We start from the raw sequence: 21,540 nt of genomic DNA, 5'->3' as shown, positions 1-21,540 counted from the left end.
CTATATATTTTAAGAGGATAAAACGTGTATATTTATTTTCCGAAACTAAATCCTATTATTTTTTCTATTGGACCATTTAAAGCTTATTGGTATGGTTTTATGTATCTAATAGGTTTTATTTTTTCAATATGGTACGGAAAAAAAAAAATACATATAAAATTAAAGTAGAGAAATTATTGTATATAGTTTTTATTAGTTCGTGTATTGGCGGTCGAATAGGATATATAATTTTTTATAATCTATCATATTTTTCTCAAAATATATTACATGCATTATATGTTTGGAATGGAGGAATGTCATTTCACGGAGGATTAATAGGCGCAATAATAGCTATGTATTATTTTTCTTTAAAATATCGAATTAATATATTATATATATCTGATTTTATAGTGCCGTCAGTCCCTTTTGGATTGGGAGTAGGCAGATTAGGTAATTTTATTAATGGCGAATTATGGGGGCGTATCACCATAAAATTTCCCTATGCTTTTATTTTTCCTCATACCTATCAAGAAGATTTAAAAGTAGTATCTAAATACCCCCAATTAAAATCAATTATAGATCAGTATGGAGCTTTACCTCGACATCCATCTCAATTATACGAATTTTTTCTAGAAGGCGTTTTTTTATTTTTTATAATTCATATATTTAACAGAAAAAAAAGACCTACTGGGAGTACTAGCGGTTTTTTTCTTTTAAGCTATGGAATATTAAGAATATTTGTTGAATTTTTTCGTGAACCAGATCCTCAAATTGGGTTGATAGGAAAAATGATTACTATGGGTCAAATAATATCTATACCAATGGTTTTTTTTGGACTAGTTATTATGTTTAAATCAATGTACAAAAAATAATTATATTTTGAGAATTTATGAAACAATATTTGCACTTAATTAAAAAAATTATTAACAATGGAAATCTAAAAAAAGACCGTACAGGAACAGGAACTTTATCTATTTTTGGTCATAATATAAAATGTGACTTAAAAAAAGGGTTTCCATTAATTACGACAAAAAAATGTCATGTACCATCTATTATACATGAATTGCTATGGTTCTTAAATGGAGACACTAATATTAAATATCTTAATGAAAATAAAGTATCTATTTGGAATAATTGGGCTGATAAATCAGGTAATTTAGGACCAATTTATGGAGCACAGTGGAGAAGTTGGAAGGCATCAAGTGGAAAAAAAATTGATCAAATAAAAAATATATTAAAAGAAATCCAAGAAAATCCAGATTCTCGAAGAATAATAGTATCAACTTGGAATGTCGCGGAAATACCAAAAATGTCTCTACCTCCTTGTCATATATTATTTCAATTTTATGTATTTAAGAAAACATTAAGTTGTCAAATATATCAACGTTCTTGTGATGTATTTCTTGGTTTACCTTTTAATCTTGCTAGTTATGCTACTTTAATTCATATGATAGCGCAACAATGTAATCTAGTAGTGGGAGAATTACTATGGACAGGAGGAGATGTTCACCTATACCAAAACCACATTAAATTAGCTAAAAAACAAATTCTTCGAATACCAAGAAAATTACCAAGATTAATTCTTTTAAAAAAGCCTAAATCTTTATTTAAATATTCTTTTGAAGATTTTAAAATTATTGGATATACACCTTATCCAACGATAAAAGGAGCAATATCTGTATAATTTTTGTCACTTAAATTCAAACTTTATCAACTATAACTATTTTATTTGGACGAATGTATTATAATGAAATATGTATATATTAAAACTTGGGGCTGTCAAATGAATGAATACGATTCATCTATGATAGCTATGTTTTTAAAAAAAGAAAAAAAATATTCAATAACTGAAAAAGCTGAAAACGCTGATATTTTAATTCTCAATACATGCTCTATTAGAGAAAAAGCTCAAGAAAAAGTTTTTCATCAACTAGGAAGATGGAAAAAACTAAAAAATAAAAATTCCGATATCATTATTAGTGTAGGAGGTTGTGTTGCAACACAAGAAGGTAAAGAAATTTTTAAACGAGCTAATTATGTAGATATTATATTTGGAACTCAAACTGTACATAAATTACCGTACATGATTGAAGAAGTTCAAAAAAAACGTAAATCAATGATTGACATTAGTTTTCCTAATTTAGAAAAATTTAATCATTCACTACAACCAAAAGTAAGTGGACACACAGCGTTTGTTTCTATAATGGAAGGTTGTAATAAATATTGTTCATTTTGCGTTGTGCCATATACAAGAGGACATGAAATCAGTCGACCATCTGATGATATTTTACTTGAAATATCAATTTTAGCTGAAAAAGGTATTAGAGAAGTTAACTTACTAGGACAAAATGTCAATGCATATGAAACGCGTGCTTTTAATGGAAAAACTTGTTATTTTTCTGATTTATTAAGATTGGTTTCTGAAATAGATGGAATTGATAGAATCAGATTTACCACAAGCAATCCACTCGAGTTTACTGATGATATTATCGATGTATATCGAGACACTAAAAAATTAGTTAGTTTTTTGCATCTTCCCGTACAAAGCGGATCAAATAGAATTTTGAGATTAATGAAACGATCGTATACAATACAAGATTATGAAAACATAGTCAAAAAAATTAAATTAGCTCGTCCAAATATACAAATTAGTTCTGATTTTATTGTCGGTTTTCCTGGGGAATCTGAAAAAAACTTTTTAGAAACTATAAATTTCATAAAAAAAATTAATTTTGATATGAGTTTTAGCTTCATATACTCTAGCCGACCTGGTACACCAGCTGCAGAAATGAAAGATAATACTAGTTTAAGCGAGAAAAAAAAGCGATTGTATATACTACAAAATTGTATAAATAAACAAACAATGTCATGGAGTAGAAAAATGCTAGGAACGATACAATCTGTATTAGTAGAAGGTGTGTCTAAAAAAAATATTATGGAATTATATGGTCGCACTGAAAATAATAGAATTGTAACTTTTCAAGGATCACCAAAAATAATTGGAAAGTTTGTAAATCTCGAGATTAATAAAGTACATACTCATTCTTTAAAAGGTAAATTATTATTAAAATAAAAGAAAATGTTATTTTAAATATACAAATTAATTGCAAAAATATTCAAAATATACCTAAAAAATCAGACTTTAAAAAATGGATAAAAAAAATTTTATATAAAAAAAAAATATTTATGTAATTACTATTCGTATAGTAAATATTATAGAAATCAAACAATTAAATATGCAATATAGAAAACAAAATAAACCTACAAATATTTTATCGTTTCCATTAAATTTCTTTTTGAAAAAAAATAAAAAAATCCTAGGAGATTTAGTACTATGCAAAAAAATAATAGAAAAAGAAGCGTTAAAATATAACAAACCATTAAATTCGTACTGGGCTCACATGATCATACATGGAACACTTCATCTTTTGGGATATGATCATAGAAATAATGAAGAAAAAAATATTATGGAAAGTATAGAAAATAAAATTATGTTATCTTTAGACTACGATGAACCATATATGTATTAACATTTTATAATTTTGATAAAAATTATTTTTACATATCAAATAACAAACATATTTTAAAAAAGAAAAAATTATAACACTATGAGTGAAAAAGATGTAGAAAACTCCGAAAAAATTAATAGAAAAGGATTTTTTTCTATTCTATTAAATCAAATTTTTCATGATGAACCAAAAAACAGAGAAGAACTATTATCATTAATTCGAGATTCAGAACAAAACGCACTAATTGATCAAGATACATGTGACATGCTGGAAGGAGTAATGCATATAGCAAAAAAAAGAATAAAAGATATTATGATTCCAAGAACACAAATGATTACATTAAAATTACACTATAATTTAGATAAATGTCTTGATATTATTCTTGAATCTGCACATTCTCGATTTCCTGTAATGAATAATGATAAAAATTATGTAGAAGGTTTTTTAATTGCAAAAGATTTACTTCCATTTATAAAAAATTCAAAGAATATATTTTGTATTAAAAAGATATTAAGACCTGCTGTTGTTGTTCCTGAAAGTAAATACGTAGATAGAATGTTAAAAGAATTCCGTTCAAAAAGAAATCACATGGCTATAGTCATAGATGAATTTGGAGTTGTTTCAGGATTAGTAACAATAGAAGATATCTTAGAATTAATTGTTGGAGAAATTCAAGATGAATATGATAATGAAGAAACAATTAATATCAGAAGATTAAAAAAATGTACATTTTCTATTCAAGCTCTTACAGAAATTAAAGAATTTAATCGCACGTTTAATACCAATTTTAGCGATAACGAAGTAGATACCGTTGGAGGGTTAGTAATGAAGGCATTCGGACATTTACCAAACTGCGGAGAAAATATTAATATCAATGGATATACGTTTAAAATTACTGCAGCAGATAGTCGTAAAGTTATACAAATAGATGTCATTGTTCCAGAAGAAAAATTAAAAATAGTAAACAAAAAAAAATAAAATATTTATTGAAATTTTTAAATAAATAATATTTTTCATATTTACTAAATATCTAAATGTAAAATTTTATTTTTAAATTTTTTAGAAGATTTTAATATATATTTAAAAATATTAAAAATTCTGAGATATAAAATTTAAAAATATCTTCTAGAAATACTTTACATTATTTTAATAATATAAAATTATAAAACATAATAAAATAAATTATTCATTAAATGATTTTAAAAAGATAAGTATTATTCATAATAGTTTTAATTAATCAAATTTTTATTAGAATAGTGTTTTTTTAAAAAAATTTTATAATAATTCGAGAATATAATGCAAAAAGAATATTTACCAAAAATAGTTGAATGCTATGCCCAAGAATATTGGAGAAAAAATAAAACTTTTGAAGTATCTGAAGATACTAAAAAAGAAAAATACTACTGTCTTCCGATGTTGCCATATCCTTCCGGAAAACTACATATGGGCCATGTCAGAAACTATACCATAAGCGATGTAATTTCAAGATATCAAAGAATGTTAGGAAAAAATGTTTTACAACCTATTGGCTGGGATGCTTTTGGATTGCCGGCAGAAGAAGCAGCAATTCAAAACAATACCGTTCCGTCTATTTGGACGCATCAAAATATTAAATATATGAAGAAACAACTTCAATCTTTAGGTTTTAGTTATGATTGGAGTAGAGAATTAACTACATGCAAACCAGAATATTATCGTTGGGAGCAATGGTTTTTCATAGAATTATATAAAAAAAATTTAGTTTATAAAAAAAATAGTTTAGTTAATTGGTGTCCATATGACAAAACTGTTTTAGCAAATGAACAAGTTATAAACGGTCTTTGTTGGAGATGTCAAAGCACGATAAAAATAAAAAAAATTCCACAATGGTTTATAAAAATTAGAAAATATGCAGAAAATTTGTATCAAGATTTAAAAAATTTAAAACATTGGCCTGAAAAAGTAAAAAATATGCAAAAAAATTGGATTGGCAGATCAAAAGGATTTGAAATTACTTTAAAAATCTTAGGATCTTCTGAAAAAATAAAAGTATTTACAAATAGATTAGATCTCATTATGGCAGCAACATATATTTGCATATCTTCTTCGCATAAATTATCTAATAATATATTAAAAAAAACAAAATTTTTAAAAAATTTTATCAATAACCAAAATTATAAAAATATTTCTCAAGAAGAGATAAAAAAAACAAAATTTAATGGTTTTAATACAAATATTTTCGCTATTCATCCCATTACAAAAAAAAAAATACCCATTTGGATATCTGATTTTATTACTCAAACATATGGAACTGATGCTGTTATTTCAACACCAGGGCATAATGAAAATGATTGGTATTTTGCTAAACAAAATAAATTAAAAATAAAGTACGTAATTAAAAAAGAGAATAATAAAAACATATCTGATTTTTTCATAACCGAAAAAGGGATATTATTTAATTCTGGATTATTTAATAATTTTGACTATCCAGAAAATGTTTTAGAAATAAAAAAGAAATTATCAGAAAAAAAAATAATAAAAAAGAAAATTATATATAGACTTCAAGATTGGTGTATATCGAGACAACGATATTGGGGCACTCCTATTCCCATGGCAATAAAAAAAAATGGAGAAACTATACCCATACCAGAAAATGAATTGCCAGTAACTCTTCCTGAAATAAAAAACTGTTTAAATTTATCATCTCAAAATTTTTTTAAATCGCATCTAAAATGGCTGAAAATAAAAATTCACAACGAAGATTTGATTAGAGAACAAGATACATTTGATACATTCATGGAATCTTCTTGGTATTATGCAAGATATACCTGCGCTCATTTTAATGATGGCATGATTGACCCTAAATCATCAAAATATTGGTTGCCTATCGATCAATATATTGGAGGTATAGAACATGCAACAATGCATTTAATATATTTTAGATTTTATCATAAATTGCTTAAAGAATTTAATCTAGTGCATTCTAATGAACCAGCAAAAAATCTAATCTGTCAAGGCATGGTACTATCACCCGCTTTTTATCAAATTGATCAAAAAAATAATCAACATAAATGGATTGAACCATCCTCTATTAAGACCAAAAAAGATTCTAATGGAAAAATTATTAAAGCTTACGATACCAATGGAAATCAAGTGACATATGCAGGAATGATAAAAATGTCTAAATCTAAAAAAAATGGTATTGAACCAGAATTAATGATTAATCGCTATGGAGCTGATACTATTCGTTTATTTGTAATGTTTGCAGCACCAATAGAATCATCGTTAGAATGGAATGAGTCTGGCGTAAAAGGAATTTATCGATTTTTAAAGAAATTTTGGAAATTAACATTTAACTATGTTGGAACAAAGCACAAATATAAAAATATAAATATTGACCTATTAGATACAAAACAAAAAGAAATTTATTGTTTATTACATTCTACTATAGCCAAAGTGTCTGATGATATTCATCGCAGAAAAACATTTAATACGGCTATTTCTAAAATTATGGAACTAGTAAATAAATTAACTAAATTAAGTCTAATTAGAGAAGAAGATAAATGCATTATGAGAATATCTTTAGTTGTCATTATTAAAATGCTTTATCCCTTCACACCACATTTTTGCTTTACACTTTGGGAGACATTAAATAATAATTGTAATATTGATCATGAAAAATGGCCGACTTTTGAAAAAAGATTTTTGCTAAAAGAATATAATATATACATCATTCAAATTAATGCTAAAACAATATGCACAATAAAAATTAAAAACAATTTAAATAAGAAAGAAATATTATCTTATGTCAAAGAAAACGAAATTGTGCAAAAAAAGATAAAAAATATAAAAGTAAATAAAACCATTTACATTCCTAAAAAAATAATTAATTTTATAACGTAGCAAATCAAATAATATAAAAAATAATATACCGATTAAAATGAATATTATATACCCAGAAAATCTTAAAAATAATTTAATGAACCAATTACATCATTGTTATGTACTTTTAGGAGAAGATGTTTTTTTATTAAATCAAAGTCAAGATATTATTTTAAAATATGCATATAAAAAAAATTTTTTAGAAAAAATTATAATTAAGATTAAAAAAAATACAGATTGGAATCAAGTTAATCAATTTTATAAAACAAAACATTTATTTTTTAATAAAAAAATATTAATAATTAACTTTTCAATAAAAAAATTAACTATATTTTTAATTCAAGAAATAAATAAAATATATTTTTCTAAAAAATTAGAAATTTTAATAATATTAAAATTTAATGAATTATCTAATACTCTCAAAAAAAATAAAAAATTAAAAATATTTGAATCAAAAAAAAATATTATATATTGTTTTACACCACGAAACTTAAATTTTGAAAATTGGATTAAATATGAAATAAAGGAAAAAAAGTTAAAAGTAACAGAAAATTCTTTTCATTTACTAAAAAAAAATTATGAAGGAAATACTTTATTTTTACATCAAACACTAAATATAATATCGTCAATATGGAAAAACGAAATAATAACAAGCAAAAAAATAAAAAAAATAATTAATCAATTTTCTATTTTTTCTCCTTCAATCTGGATTGATGCTATTTTTAGAAACGATCAAAAAAGAGCTCTTTATATATTAGATTCTTTATACAAAAAAAAATATAATCCTATAATTCTAATAAGATCTTTGCAAAAAGATTTGATAAAATTAATTAACATTAAGCGTGAAACAAAAATAAGCATAAATGAATCGCTAAAAAAAAATAATATTTGGACAAATCGCTCGAGTATTTTTATTAATGCCTTAAAATTCATCAATTTTAATAATCTTTTAAAAGTTATTCGTATTTTGTTAAAAATAGAAATTGATATTAAAAAAGAATATAATTACTCTGTATGGATGGAATTAAAAACAATTACTTTATTACTTTTTCTATAATATTTTCTAAAATTAATATGAAAAAAATATACGCAATATTTGGAGGTAATTTTGATCCAATTCATTATGGGCATATTTATTCCGCTGAAAATTTAGCTCAAGAAATTTTAATAACGAAAATAATACTATTACCAAATAAAAACCCACCTCATCGTTGTGAATCAAAAACACCTATCATAGATAGATTACAAATGATTAAACTTGCAACTATTAATAAAAAATTATTTGAAATAAGTCATTTAGAAACAAAGGGAGAAAAAATTTTTCATACTGTAGAAACATTAAAAAAAATAAGAATAAAAATTGGTTTTTTACAGCCTTTATGTTTTATAATAGGAGAAGATAATCTACGAAATTTTGATCAATGGAAAAATTGGAAAGAAATATTATTATATACACATTTACTGGTATGTCCTAGAATAAATAAAATTAAAATTAGTCCTGATTTAAAAAAATGGATTTTTTTACATTCTATTAATGATCCTAATTTTTTATACAAAAAGCCCTCAGGATATATTTTTTTTTCAAAAATTCCTATTTTTAATATTTCTTCAACTAAAATAAGAAACAATTATTACAAAGGAAAAAATGCATACGATTTAGTTCCTAAAGATGTAGAAAAATATATTTTATTAAAAAAATTATACAAAAAATATTAATCTATTTCATAAAAATAAACAAGCATTAAAAAATGAAAAAAAATAATATACTTGATTTAACCGGACTGAGATGTCCCGAACCTATTATGATCATTAGAAAAACATTTAGAAATATGAAGAAAAATGAAAAAATATTAATACTTACAGACGATCCAGCAACTAAAAGAGATATTCCAAATTTTTGTTATTTCATGAAACATGAATTGATAGAATCTTCTATTTATATAAAACCATATCGTTATTTGTTAAAAAAAAAATCTTTTCTTAAAAAAATTTAAATTAAAATTTTTTATAATAAATATCTTAAAATTTTTTAATATACACACATTAAGTGTGTATATTAATAAAAATATTAAATAAAATTTTTTAAATACTTATTAAAGATCAATTAGAAAATTTAGCATTCTTCTCAAGGGCTCTGCAGCACCCCATAATAATTGATCGCCAACAGTAAAAGCTGAAAGATATTTACTTCCAATATTTAATTTTCTCAAGCGACCTATTGGAATATTCAAAGTTCCTGTAACAGAAGATGGAGTTAATTTAAGTAATGTTGCTTCGATATCATTAGGTATTACTTTGACCCATTTATTATGATGAGAAATAATTTCTTCAATATTTTCTAAAGAAATATTTCTTTTTAATTTAATAGTAAAAACTTGACTATGACATCGAATAGAACTTATGCGAACACATATACCGTCAATTATTATTTGATGCGATTCTTTATCTAATCCTAGAATTTTATTTGTTTCTTTTTGTCCTTTCCATTCTTCACGAGTTTGACCATTTTCCATTTTTGCATCAATCCAGGGTATTACACTAGCAGCTAAGGGTACAGAAAAATTTTTTAATGGAAAATTTTTTTTATTAATACTTTCAGTAATTTTTTTATCTATATCTAGAATTGAAAATGATTGATTAGATAAATATTTAGATACAGAGTTATATAAAAAACCCATTTGCTTTAATAATTCCATAATATAATTAGCACCTGCTCCAGACGCTGCTTGATAAGTAGAAACAGAGATCCATTCTATTAATTTTTTCTCAAATAAACCCCCCAAAGCCATTAACATTAAACTAACTGTACAATTACCACCTACAAAAGTTTTAATACCCTTATTTAAAGAATTGTTTATTAAACTCGAGTTTACTGGATCTAATACAATCAAAGCATCTTTATTCATTCTTAAAGAAGAGGATGCATCTATCCAATATCCTGACCAACCATTTTGACGTAATTTAGAATAAGTTAATTCAGTATACATACTGCCTTGACAAGTTATGATAATATCCATTTCACTTAATAAATTAATATCATAAGCATTTTTTAAGTTTCTAAATATTACGTTATTAATAATGGGACCATCATTTCCTACTTGAGAAGTTGAAAAAAAAGTAGGAATAATTTTCGAAAAATCATTTTTAATTATCATTCTATTTATTAGAACAGAACCTACCATCCCACGCCAACCAATAAAACCAACAGATTTGATCATTTATAAATGCACGGATTTTTAAAACAAAATAATTTTTATTAATATCAATAAAAAATTAAATTAAAGTAAAAATTTTCCGTCTCCAAGTATTAAATATAAATATTATATATATTTTATAAAAATCAGTGCAATAAAAGTATAAAATTTTATTATATTAATAAATTAATAACGTAATTAAAAAAAAATTTTTATGTATATTAAAAAAATAATATTAAAATATCTATTTTATCAAAAAATTTTAAAAATTTTTTAAAAAAAGTATATTTATTGAAAAACTTTACATTTATAAAAGGACATAATAAATTAAAATGACTGAAATAATTTCTACAACTATATTATTAATTTTAATAATGGATCCATTAGGAAATCTTCCTATTTTTATGACCATTTTGAAAAATTTAAATGCAAAAAGAAGAAGAGTAATTGTCATACGAGAAATGATTATTGCTTTATTTGTTATGCTAATTTTTTTATTTCTTGGGGAAAAAATACTTAACATTCTTAATTTAAAAACTGAAACTGTTTCAATATCTGGAGGAATTATTTTATTTTTAATAGCAATTAAAATGATTTTTCCTTCAGAAGACAATAATGGAAAAACTTCTAACGAAGAACCCTTTTTAGTTCCGTTAGCTATTCCTTTAGTTGCAGGACCATCTTTATTAGCAACTTTAATGTTATTATCACATCAATATTCACAAAATATTAGCTATTTAGTCGGATCATTATTTATTGCTTGGTTTGTAACAATTATAATACTATTACTATCAAGTACATTTCTAAAAATATTTGGAGCTAAAGGAGTAAATGCGCTAGAACGGTTAATGGGTTTAATATTAATAATGCTATCTACACAAATGTTTCTCGATGGAGTCAGAGCATGGTTTTATAATTAAAAAAAAATACAATCTCTTTTTAAACATTATTTTTTAATAAAATATATACAAATACATGACCTGTTATTAAAAAAATAATAGCAGGTAAAATTTTTAAAAAAATAATTTAATTAATTATTTAATATATTCCTAGAATAATATAAATTTAAAAGGCATTACGATGAAAATAAAAAAAATGACTGAATTAAATATAACAGAAAAAAAAATCTTAATAAGAACTGATTTAAATGTACCTATTCAGAATGGAATTATACAATCTGATGCAAGGATAATCGCGGCTTTGCCAACAATTCAACTAGCACTTCAAAAAAAAGCCAAAGTAATTATTATGTCGCATTTAGGACGACCAAAAGAGGGATGTTATACAGAAAAATATTCATTATTACCAATAGTTGAATACTTACGAAAAAAATTAAAAAATATTAAAATTTATTTTTCTACAAAATATCCAGAAAAAATAAAAATTCACCCTGGAGAAATATTAGTTTTAGAAAATGTTCGCTTTAATATAGGAGAATTAAAAAACGATAGATTATTATCTAAAAAATATTCTAATTTATGTGATATATTTGTTATGGATGCGTTTGGGAGTGCTCACAGAAAGCAATCATCAACATATGGAGTTGGAAAATTTTCAAAAATTTCATGCGCCGGACCTCTTTTACTTTCAGAAATAAATACTCTGAAAAAAGCTTTAAAAAAACCAGAACGTCCTATGGTAGCAATTGTTGGAGGCGCTAAAGTATCAACTAAATTTAATGTTTTAAACACATTGTCTAAAATTGCAGATACTGTTATTGTTGGGGGGGGTATAGCAAATACTTTTTTAGCTATTGATCATAATGTTGGCAAATCGCTTCACGAAGAAAAATACATTAATCAAGCAAAAAAATTACGTGATAAACGAAATAATATTATTATACCTATTGATTCTAGAGTAGGTAAAAACTTTTCTCCTATAGAAAAAGATATAATTAAAATGCCCTTCGAAATTAAAAAAAATGAAGAAATTATGGATTTTGGTGATAAAACAATAAATAAAATTATCAAAATTATTAAAAAAGCAAAAACTATTATTTGGAATGGTCCTGTAGGTGTATTTGAATTTTCTAATTTTAGAAAAGGTACTGAAATAATTGCAAAACAAATTGCACAAAGCAATGCATTTTCAATAGCAGGAGGAGGAGATACATTATCTATTATTGATATGCTGTGTATAAAAGACAAAATATCCTATATTTCAACGGGAGGAGGGGCTTTTCTAGAATTCATAGAAGGAAAAAAACTACCTGCGATAAAAATGTTAGAAGAACGTTATTAAACGATTTAAATACTAAATTATATACTAGGAAAAAAATTGAATATTTTAAATTCTATTAAGCCTGGAGTTATAACAGGTGACGAATGTCAAATAATATTTGAATTAGCTAAGAAAAAAAAATTTGCAATACCAGCAGTAAACTGCATAGGCACTGATTCTATAAATGCTGTATTAGAAACAGCTGCTCGGGTTAAATCACCTGTTATTATACAGTTTTCTTTCGGAGGATCAGGATTTATTGCTGGCTACGAAAGCAGATTTAAAAGTAATTTAGATCAATCGGTTCAGGGAGCTATATCAGGAGCTAAACATGTTCATTCAATAGCAAAATACTATAATATTCCGGTGATATTACATACAGATCATTGTCCTCGAGAACATTTGCCCTGGATTGATAAATTATTAAAAAAAGGAAAACAACATTATCAAAAATATAGAAGACCTCTGTTTACATCTCATATGATTGATTTATCAAAAGAAAAACTTGAAGAAAATATTTCTATTTGCAAAAATTATTTAAAAAAAATCAAAGAAATACAAATGCTTTTAGAAATTGAACTTGGATGCACTGGTGGAGAAGAAGATGGTATAGATAATAGTAACATTAAAAAAGAATTACTCTATACAAAACCAGAAGATGTGAATTATGCTTATCAAAAACTTATTAAAATTAGTAAAAATATTAGCATCGCTGCTTCTTTTGGAAACGTTCATGGAGTGTATCAACCTGGTAATATTAAACTTGAACCTAATATTTTAAAAAATTCTCAAAAATATGTTAGCTTACAAAATAATCTAACTGATATGCCGCTCAATTTAGTGTTTCATGGAGGATCAGGATCAAATCTTCAAGAAATAAAAAAATCTATCAAGTACGGCGTGGTAAAGATGAACATAGATACTGATATACAATGGGCTACATGGAAGGGTGTTTTAAATTTTTATAAAAAAAATAAAAACTATCTACGTCACCAACTAGGAAATAAATATGGCGATGACAAACCTAATAAAAAATACTACGATCCACGATCGTGGATAAGAGCAGGTCAAGAATCAATGTCAAAAAGATTAGAAAAAACATTTAAAGAATTAAATGCTTTTAATATACTAAAATTTATTTAATAAAATTCAGAGCTTATTCCGGGGAATAAAAAAATAATATTCTCCGAATTGTTTAAAATTTATATTAATAAAATAGAGATAAAAATGGATCAATTAAACGTAGTAAAAGATATTAACCACGCAGGAAATTGGTTAATACGTAATCAAGAATTACTATTTAGCTATATTATTAATTTAACATCTGCAATAATTATTTTAATTTCAGGCATGTTTGCATCTAAAATAATATCTAATGGAGTTAATCAAATATTAATAACTCGTCATATTGATGCAACAATTGCTGGATTTTTATCTACTCTGATGCGATATATCATCATTACTTTCACATTAATTGCTTCACTAGGTAGGATTGGTGTACAAACAACATCAGTAATTGCAATATTGGGAGCTGCAGGAATGGCTATTGGATTAGCATTACAAGGTTCGTTATCTAATTTTGCAGCAGGTGTTTTATTAGTTACTTTAAGACCTTTAAAATCAGGAGAATATGTTAATTTAGGTAATGTAGCTGGAACTGTTCTAAATATTCATATTTTTTATACAACGTTACGTACTTTAGATGGAAAAATTGTAGTAGTACCTAATAATAAAATTATTTCTGGAAATATTATTAACTATTCTAGAGAATCAGCTCGTCGAAACGAATTTTCTATTAGCGTTTCATATGATTCAAATATTGATTTAGTAATAACAGTATTGAGAAAAGTTGTTGAAAATGAAAAAAGAGTTATAAAAGATAAGGACATAATTGTCGGATTAAAAGAATTAGGACCGTCATCGTTAAATTTTATTGTTCGATGTTGGAGCAATACTGATGAATTAAATGCAGTATATTGGGATTTAATGTCTCAATTTAAAAAAGAGTTAGATAAAAATAATATTAATATTCCTTATCCACAAGTTGATGTACATATTTATCAAAAAAATAAAAATTAGGCTCTCATGTTTTTTATTTATAAATCAAACCAAATTGATGTTCTTCTTTTAAAAATGTGTCACATTATCAAAAAAAAACCACTATCATGTATTTTTAAAAAAGAAGTGATTATTAATGATAATGAAATATTATTCCAATATTTAAATATATTTATTGCTAATAATATTGGAATTTCTGCTAATTTTCAATCAATTCATCCTAATAATTTTATCTGGTCTATATTTAAAAAAATTTATCCGGAAATAAAAAAAGAAAAAATATTTAAAAAATCAATTTTTCTTTGGAAAATTATGAAAATCATAGAAAAAAATGATTTTTTAAAAAATATTAGTAAAAAAGATGCAATAATAAAAAAATTTGAATTTTCGAGATTAGTCACTAATTTATTTGAAAAATATATTTTATACCGACCAAACTGGATTAATCAATGGGAAAAAAATGAAAATAATATATTAAATTTTAAAAAAAATGAACAATGGCAAATAAAAATATGGAAAAAAATAAAAGATGACGATCGAGAAAAAAATGAATTTAATTGGAATTTTTCTAATTTATTTTATAAATTTGAATCTTTATTTGATTTAATCAAAAAAAAATTACCAAAACGTTTGTTTATCATCTGTTCTTTATCTTTAAATCCATCGTATATGAAAATATTTAAAAAAATTAGTTTATATACTGATATACATTTTTTATATATCACTTCTTATGTAAAAGAAAATTGCGATTGTGATTTGACAAGAAAAAATTTTCTAAAAAATTCATTAAAAAATATATGGAAAAAATATGAAAAATATTATTCATTAAATATTACAAAATGCAAAAAAACAATAATTAAAAGTTATTTTAAAAAAAACAATATTAAAAATTTATTAAGTGATATCCAAAACAATATATTGTTTCTAAATAATAAAAAGGAAAACACAAGAAAAATTTTAAAAGAAAGAGACAATTCAATTACTATCAATGTTTGCTGTAGCAAAAAACAAGAAATTGAAATTTTATATAAAAATTTATTGAACTTTTTAAATGAAAATACACATATTCAAGTTAGCGATATTGTTGTAACTTCTTTTTCTTTAGAAAAGTATATTACACATATTAATAGTATATTTAAATCAGAAAATAAAAAAGAAAACATACCATATTATATTTTTGAAAAAAAAAATACAAAAACAAATAAAATATTATTTCTTTTCGAAAAAATCTTAAATACTTCTCAAAGTCGCTTTGAAAATAAAGAGATATTAGAATTGTTAGATATTACTTATATTTCAGAAAAATTTGACATTTCAGAAGATGAAGTCAATATTTTGTACTCTTGGGTTAAAAAAACAAATATTCGATGGGGAATTAACATAAAACATAAAAATAAATTTTTTTCTACAAAAAATAATCAAAATACCTGGTTTTATGGATTAAATAAATTATTATTAAGTTACTCAATAAATAAAGAAAGAAAAGTTTGGGATAACATTTTATCAATGTTTTTCATTGATAATTCTCAATCTGGATTAATAGGAAAATTATGCAATTTAATTAACATACTTAACAAATGGCATAAAAAATTATCTAAACCAAAAAAAATTAAATCTTGGAAACTATTATTTCAACATTTTATAAACGATTTTATAGATGAAAATACGAAAATAAAACAACACTTAAATATCATGAATGAAAGTTGGATTAATATGATTAACGATATTTTATCTGTTAATTATACAAAAAATATTCCTATTAGTATTTTGTACAAACAATTTATAGAATATACAAAATTTTTTAAAAATAAAAAATTTTTACCAGGAGTAGTAAACTTCTGCCATCCCTCTCTAATATGTTATATTCCATTCAAAATAAAATGTATAATTGGACTCGACCACAACGAATTACCTCAAAAAAAATATTTGAATAATTTCGATCTATTAAATAAATATCCATCTGAAAGTGACGTTGATCTATCTCATCAAAGTTGCTATCTTTTTATACATAATTTTATTTCTTGTCAAGAATATTTTTATATTAGTTATGTTGGAACATCTATTAAAGACAATAAAACAATATATCCATCAATACTAATTGATCAAATATCTAATTATATAACATCGCACTTTTCATTACCAAAAACAGCAACTTTAAATAAAAAAGAACAATTGAAAAAATTATTTCAATTTTTTTATAAAAAACACCCAATAACTAATCTATATACAATAAAAAATATAGATAAAAAAAAAATCATCCAAAACAAAAATAAAATAGAAAAATTAAATATAAAAACATATAATGAATTTTTTTCTAGAACAAAATTAATAAAAAAATCTTTTATAATTGAACTAAAAAAATTAAAAAATTTTTGGAAAAATCCAATACGCTATTTTTTTAATGAAATATTATATATAAAGTTTGAAAATAGAGAAAAAAATATTTCAACAGAGCCTTTTTTCGTAAATAATTTACACAATTATCAAGTAAATAATATAATTCTAAAAAAAATAATGAAATATAAAGATATACGAGATACACTTCATTGTATTAAAAGCTCCGGAATATTACCTCATCATTATTTTGGTGATATATTTTTAGAAAAAAAAATAAAAGAAATAAAAAAAATAGCTAATATTATTGTTAATAATAAAAAATTAAATAATGAAAAAAAAATTTTTAATTATAAAATAGAAAAATACCACATTACAGGTTCTTTAGAAAATAAAAAAAATATAGGACTACTTCGATGGAAAACAGGTAAAATTTATTATTATGATCAAATTTCATTATGGATAGAACATTTAATATATTGTGTTTTAGGAGGGAAAGAAGATAGTTTGTTTATAGGTCAAAATCAAAAATTTTCATTTTACGCATTACCATATTCTGTTGCATATAACTATCTTTTAAAATATATTAAAGGATATATTCAAGGAACAAAACGTCCCTTACTATTAACAACTTCAGGAATGACTTGGTGCGATAAAATATATGACAAAAAAAATCAGTGTATTCATAAAGATAATATATTTAAAAAAAAAGCGTATGAAAAATTATATAATATATGGATAGGCAATCAATATATAGAAGGAGAAAAAAAAAATTTTTATATTCAAAAAATAACATCAAAAATAGATATAAAAACAATATGTAAAATTGCTCAAAAATGGTTTATTCCAATACTTAAAAATATAAAAATAAATAATTTTAATAAAAAATGAAACAAAAATTAAATATATTGAAAATACCATTTGGTGGTGTAAATCTAATTGAAGCTTCTGCGGGAACAGGGAAAACAAGTACAATTGCATTTTTATATCTACGTGCATTACTAGGACTAAATAATACAAAACACTTTCAAAATGTGTCGGTAAAAAACATATTAGTGGTAACCTTTACGAATGCTGCAAAAGAAGAATTATATATAAGAATAAAAAAAAGCATTGAAGAATTACACTTATCTTGTATAAATAAAAAAAGTACAAATTCCATATTTAAGTTATTTCTGGACAATATAAATAATATAGACGAAGCTATTAAAAAATTAGAAAAAGCTAAAAAAAATATAAATAACGCTTGTATTTATACAATACATGGATTTTGTCAAGATATAATAAAATCCAATACCTTTTTTTTTAATAAAAAAATAATAGAAAATGAAAGTTCCTTACAATTAAAAGCAGTACAAGATTTTTGGAGATATTATTTTTACCATTTGCCTAAGGATATTATAAATATAATTTATCAATATTATAAAACCCCAGAATCTCTTTTAGCTAAATTAAAAAGTATATTTTTTATAGATTCAATTAATTTAAAAAAAAAATTTTCTAAAAAAGAAACAATAATAGAAATTCATAAAAAAAATATAAATGAAATTAATTTTTTTAAAAAGGAATGGTTAAACAATAAATTAAATTTATTAGAAAATATTAATCAATTAAAACTTAATAAAAGAATATATAATAAATCTAATATTTTTAGATGGTTTAAAAAAATAGAATGTTGGGCTAAATTTGAAACTAAAAATTATGACATTCCAGATTGTTTAAAATATTTTTCAAAAAATTTTATAAATCAAAACGTAGAAAAAAGAAATCAAGATAAAATTTTCTTAAATAATATTTTTTTTGAAAAAATTAATAATTTTTTGAAAAAGAATTTTTCTTTAAAAAATATTATTTTATTTAATGCAATAAAAAAGATAAAATTTTTTTTTCAAAAAGAAAAAAGAAAAAAATCACTATTAGGATTTAATGATTTATTAAAAAAATTATCTAAAAAAATAAAAAAAGAAAAATATTTAAAAAAATTAATGCTAAAAAAATATCCAATAACATTCATTGATGAATTTCAAGATACAGATATCGAGCAATATCAAATTTTTAATACTTTATATGATAATAAAAATAATAAAAAAACGTTATTTCTTATTGGCGATCCAAAACAAGCAATATACAGTTTTAGAGGCGCAGATATTTTTTCTTACTTATATGCCAAGTCTAAAATAAAAAAATATTATTATCTTAATACTAATTGGCGCTCTTCAAAAGAAATATGCAGCGCAATTAATTATTTATTCTCAATACCTAAAAACCCATTTCTTCTTAAAAATATTTCGTTTAAACCTGTTTTATCTTGCAAAAAAAATTTAAATTTAAAATTTAAAATTAATAATATTACTCAAATTGCAATGGAATTTTTTTTTAAAGAAGAAAAAACATCGCGAGAAAATCATCAACATTGGATTGCAAGACAATGTGCAAATCAAATTAATTATTGGTTGATTAGCGCTCAAAGGGGAAATGCAATTTTTGAAAAAGAAAATAAAACAAGAGAGTTAACAGCTGATGACATCGTTGTATTGGTTAGAAATAAAACAGAAGCAAAAATTATTGAAAAAGCATTAAATAGAGTAAATATTATGTCACAATTTTCTTCTCTCAATAAGAGTGTTTTTCATACGCTAGATGCTCATGAACTTCTTTGGATACTTCAAAATATTTTAGATCCAACTAATATTTACTTACTTAGAAAATCTATCACAACACATATTTTTAGCAAGATTTTACTAAAAAATCAAAAAAAAGAAATATCACAAAAAGAAAAATTTTATAAAGTAATAGAAGAAATATACAAATATCAAAAAATATGGAAAAATATAGGAATATCATATACTATTAAGAAAATGGTAATGGAATATCAAAACAGTTCTAACGATTATGAAATTTATCAAAATAATCAAAAAAACATAAATTTTTTACATATAGCTGAATTATTAGAAAAAAAATCTCAAAAATTCTATCAAAAAAATACATTAATTCGTTGGTTCGAAGAAAAAATATTAGATACACAAATTCCTAAAAATTCAGAATGCATCAAATATTTTAAAACATCTGACGTGATAAAAATAAATACCATACATAAATCTAAAGGACTTGAATATCCCATTGTATGGATACCTTTTGGTATAAACTATAGCTCTTCTCAAACACCATTATATCACAATGAAAAAAATTTTAAACTATTTTTTGATATAGACCAAGACAAAAAATCTCTTATAAAATCAGATAAAGAAAGATTAGCAGAAGATATACGTTTTTTATATGTATCTCTTACAAGAGCTATTTATCACATTAGTATGGGTATAGGATATACAATTAACCAAAAAAAGAAAAATAAAGACTACAGTGATATTCATAAAAGTGCTTTAGGATATATTATACAAAATGGAAAAAAAATAAATTACGAAAATTTGTTAAAAAAATTAATTTTATTAGATTCACAACCAAATATAAAAGTAAAAAATCAAGAAATTAATTTTAATACTAGTTTTTTTAATTTTACAAAAAAAATATATTTTCTATCTCAATCTCCATTTTTATTTAAAGAAAGAAATAATATTTTTCAAATAACAAGTTTTACCAAAATAAAAAAAAGTAGTATTTATCTTCCTTCTAAATTAGATACAAATCTTTTAAAAAGTTCCATTAAAAAGAATAATAAAAAATTAACGATACATAATTTTCCAAAAGGTATAAATACAGGATTATTAATACATAATATTTTAAAAAAAATAAATTTTTCTGAACCTCTAAAATATGATTTATTTAACATTGCATTAAAAAAATATAATTTACCTCAAAAATGGAATGATATATTAAAAAATTGGATAAAAAAAATTATTCATTTAAAGTTAGAACCTATTAATATTAAATTGTCTTTATTAAACAAAAAGAAATATATGAAAGAATTTGAGTTTTTCTTACCTATAAAAAATGTTTTGTATAGCCAAAAATTAAATAAAATTATAAAAAAATTTGATATTATATCTGCTTCGGCTTCCCAAGTATCTTTTAATCCATTACAAGGAATTTTAAAAGGTGTTATAGATTTAATTTTTATAGTAGATAAAAAATATTATATATTAGATTATAAGTCTAATTATTTAGGAGAAAATAACGAATCTTACTCATCAAAAAATATAAAAAAAGAAATAATTAAAAATAGATATGATTTACAATATCAATTTTATACTGTTGCCATAAATACATACTTAAGTAAAAAAATAAATGAATATCATTATAAAACACATTTCGGTGGAGTTTTTTATATTTTTTTAAGAGGTATAAAAAATAAAAATAGTATTTTTTATACTTATCCTAATTATTTATTAATCAAAAAATTAACTCGTTTATTTTCAATTGAACATTAA

At 23.0% G+C, this 21,540-nt stretch carries 15 protein-coding genes and 1 pseudogene; 15 read left to right on the top strand and 1 reads right to left on the bottom strand.

The annotated features are described in order from the left end of the window. Window positions 1-24 precede the first annotated feature (24 nt). From lgt to tusA, 9 genes and pseudogenes are all read left to right on the top strand, one after another. Window positions 25-851 (top strand): annotated as a pseudogene (gene lgt / locus DD681_RS00845) (prolipoprotein diacylglyceryl transferase). 17 nt (window positions 852-868) lie between these two features. After that, window positions 869-1,663, top strand: a complete 795-nt coding sequence (gene thyA / locus DD681_RS00840; RefSeq protein WP_158341134.1) for a thymidylate synthase — start codon at window positions 869-871, stop codon at window positions 1,661-1,663. Between the two features lie 63 nt (window positions 1,664-1,726). Beyond that, entirely contained in the window at window positions 1,727-3,052 is a 1,326-nt protein-coding gene (gene miaB / locus DD681_RS00835) for a tRNA (N6-isopentenyl adenosine(37)-C2)-methylthiotransferase MiaB (protein ID WP_158341133.1), read from the top strand. 163 nt (window positions 3,053-3,215) lie between these two features. Next, window positions 3,216-3,509 (top strand): rRNA maturation RNase YbeY, encoded by a 294-nt coding sequence (gene ybeY / locus DD681_RS00830; RefSeq protein ID WP_261788358.1) that lies wholly within the window; start codon window positions 3,216-3,218, stop codon window positions 3,507-3,509. Window positions 3,510-3,587: 78 nt separating this feature from the next. Continuing rightward, complete coding sequence (corC, locus tag DD681_RS00825; protein ID WP_158341131.1) at window positions 3,588-4,466, top strand: CNNM family magnesium/cobalt transport protein CorC; 879 nt, start codon at window positions 3,588-3,590, stop codon at window positions 4,464-4,466. Between the two features lie 318 nt (window positions 4,467-4,784). Continuing rightward, window positions 4,785-7,370: a leucine--tRNA ligase gene (gene leuS, locus DD681_RS00820; protein ID WP_158341130.1), complete on the top strand. Its 2,586-nt coding sequence runs from the start codon at window positions 4,785-4,787 to the stop codon at window positions 7,368-7,370. Window positions 7,371-7,407: 37 nt separating this feature from the next. After that, window positions 7,408-8,406 (top strand): DNA polymerase III subunit delta, encoded by a 999-nt coding sequence (gene holA, locus DD681_RS00815; protein WP_158341129.1) that lies wholly within the window; start codon window positions 7,408-7,410, stop codon window positions 8,404-8,406. Window positions 8,407-8,423: 17 nt separating this feature from the next. Next, window positions 8,424-9,065, top strand: a complete 642-nt coding sequence (gene nadD / locus DD681_RS00810; RefSeq protein WP_158341128.1) for a nicotinate-nucleotide adenylyltransferase — start codon at window positions 8,424-8,426, stop codon at window positions 9,063-9,065. A gap of 32 nt (window positions 9,066-9,097) precedes the next feature. Next, window positions 9,098-9,343, top strand: a complete 246-nt coding sequence (tusA, locus tag DD681_RS00805; RefSeq protein ID WP_158341127.1) for a sulfurtransferase TusA — start codon at window positions 9,098-9,100, stop codon at window positions 9,341-9,343. 99 nt (window positions 9,344-9,442) lie between these two features. Here tusA and asd read toward each other — a convergent pair whose 3' ends face one another. Beyond that, window positions 9,443-10,567: an aspartate-semialdehyde dehydrogenase gene (gene asd, locus DD681_RS00800; RefSeq protein ID WP_158341126.1), complete on the bottom strand. Its 1,125-nt coding sequence runs from the start codon at window positions 10,565-10,567 to the stop codon at window positions 9,443-9,445. Window positions 10,568-10,875: 308 nt separating this feature from the next. Here asd and DD681_RS00795 point away from each other — a divergent pair, with 308 nt between their 5' ends. From DD681_RS00795 to recB, 6 genes are all read left to right on the top strand, one after another. Then, window positions 10,876-11,463, top strand: a complete 588-nt coding sequence (locus tag DD681_RS00795; protein WP_158341125.1) for a YhgN family NAAT transporter — start codon at window positions 10,876-10,878, stop codon at window positions 11,461-11,463. 160 nt (window positions 11,464-11,623) lie between these two features. Next, window positions 11,624-12,784: a phosphoglycerate kinase gene (locus DD681_RS00790; protein WP_158341124.1), complete on the top strand. Its 1,161-nt coding sequence runs from the start codon at window positions 11,624-11,626 to the stop codon at window positions 12,782-12,784. A gap of 36 nt (window positions 12,785-12,820) precedes the next feature. Further along, the gene (gene fbaA, locus DD681_RS00785; protein ID WP_158341123.1) at window positions 12,821-13,906 is read left to right on the top strand and encodes a class II fructose-bisphosphate aldolase; all 1,086 of its coding nucleotides are present in this window, start codon (window positions 12,821-12,823) and stop codon (window positions 13,904-13,906) included. Between the two features lie 84 nt (window positions 13,907-13,990). Further along, entirely contained in the window at window positions 13,991-14,842 is an 852-nt protein-coding gene (mscS, locus tag DD681_RS00780; RefSeq protein WP_158341122.1) for a small-conductance mechanosensitive channel MscS, read from the top strand. Window positions 14,843-14,848: 6 nt separating this feature from the next. Next, window positions 14,849-18,046 carry an exodeoxyribonuclease V subunit gamma gene (locus DD681_RS00775; RefSeq protein WP_158341121.1) on the top strand — a complete coding sequence of 1,066 codons (3,198 nt, stop codon included), beginning with the start codon at window positions 14,849-14,851 and terminating at the stop codon, window positions 18,044-18,046. Next, window positions 18,043-21,540, top strand: a complete 3,498-nt coding sequence (gene recB / locus DD681_RS00770; RefSeq protein WP_158341120.1) for an exodeoxyribonuclease V subunit beta — start codon at window positions 18,043-18,045, stop codon at window positions 21,538-21,540. Before DD681_RS00775 ends, recB begins: the two co-directional genes overlap by 4 nt.

The sequence above is a fragment of the Buchnera aphidicola (Melanaphis sacchari) genome (assembly GCF_003096055.1).
In the GTDB taxonomy this organism is placed as follows: Bacteria; Pseudomonadota; Gammaproteobacteria; order Enterobacterales; family Enterobacteriaceae; genus Buchnera; species Buchnera aphidicola_P.
This window is presented reverse-complemented; position numbering and strand designations above follow the sequence as displayed.

Coding starts and splice junctions, on each gene's coding strand:
- DD681_RS00795 (WP_158341125.1), top strand. CDS start 10,876: ATGACTGAAATAATTTCTACAACTATATTATTAATTTTAATAATGGAT.
- asd (WP_158341126.1), bottom strand. CDS start 10,567: ATGATCAAATCTGTTGGTTTTATTGGTTGGCGTGGGATGGTAGGTTCT.
- DD681_RS00790 (WP_158341124.1), top strand. CDS start 11,624: ATGAAAATAAAAAAAATGACTGAATTAAATATAACAGAAAAAAAAATC.
- tusA (WP_158341127.1), top strand. CDS start 9,098: ATGAAAAAAAATAATATACTTGATTTAACCGGACTGAGATGTCCCGAA.
- ybeY (WP_261788358.1), top strand. CDS start 3,216: ATGCAATATAGAAAACAAAATAAACCTACAAATATTTTATCGTTTCCA.
- miaB (WP_158341133.1), top strand. CDS start 1,727: ATGAAATATGTATATATTAAAACTTGGGGCTGTCAAATGAATGAATAC.
- leuS (WP_158341130.1), top strand. CDS start 4,785: ATGCAAAAAGAATATTTACCAAAAATAGTTGAATGCTATGCCCAAGAA.
- thyA (WP_158341134.1), top strand. CDS start 869: ATGAAACAATATTTGCACTTAATTAAAAAAATTATTAACAATGGAAAT.
- holA (WP_158341129.1), top strand. CDS start 7,408: ATGAATATTATATACCCAGAAAATCTTAAAAATAATTTAATGAACCAA.
- corC (WP_158341131.1), top strand. CDS start 3,588: ATGAGTGAAAAAGATGTAGAAAACTCCGAAAAAATTAATAGAAAAGGA.
- mscS (WP_158341122.1), top strand. CDS start 13,991: ATGGATCAATTAAACGTAGTAAAAGATATTAACCACGCAGGAAATTGG.
- DD681_RS00775 (WP_158341121.1), top strand. CDS start 14,849: ATGTTTTTTATTTATAAATCAAACCAAATTGATGTTCTTCTTTTAAAA.
- nadD (WP_158341128.1), top strand. CDS start 8,424: ATGAAAAAAATATACGCAATATTTGGAGGTAATTTTGATCCAATTCAT.
- recB (WP_158341120.1), top strand. CDS start 18,043: ATGAAACAAAAATTAAATATATTGAAAATACCATTTGGTGGTGTAAAT.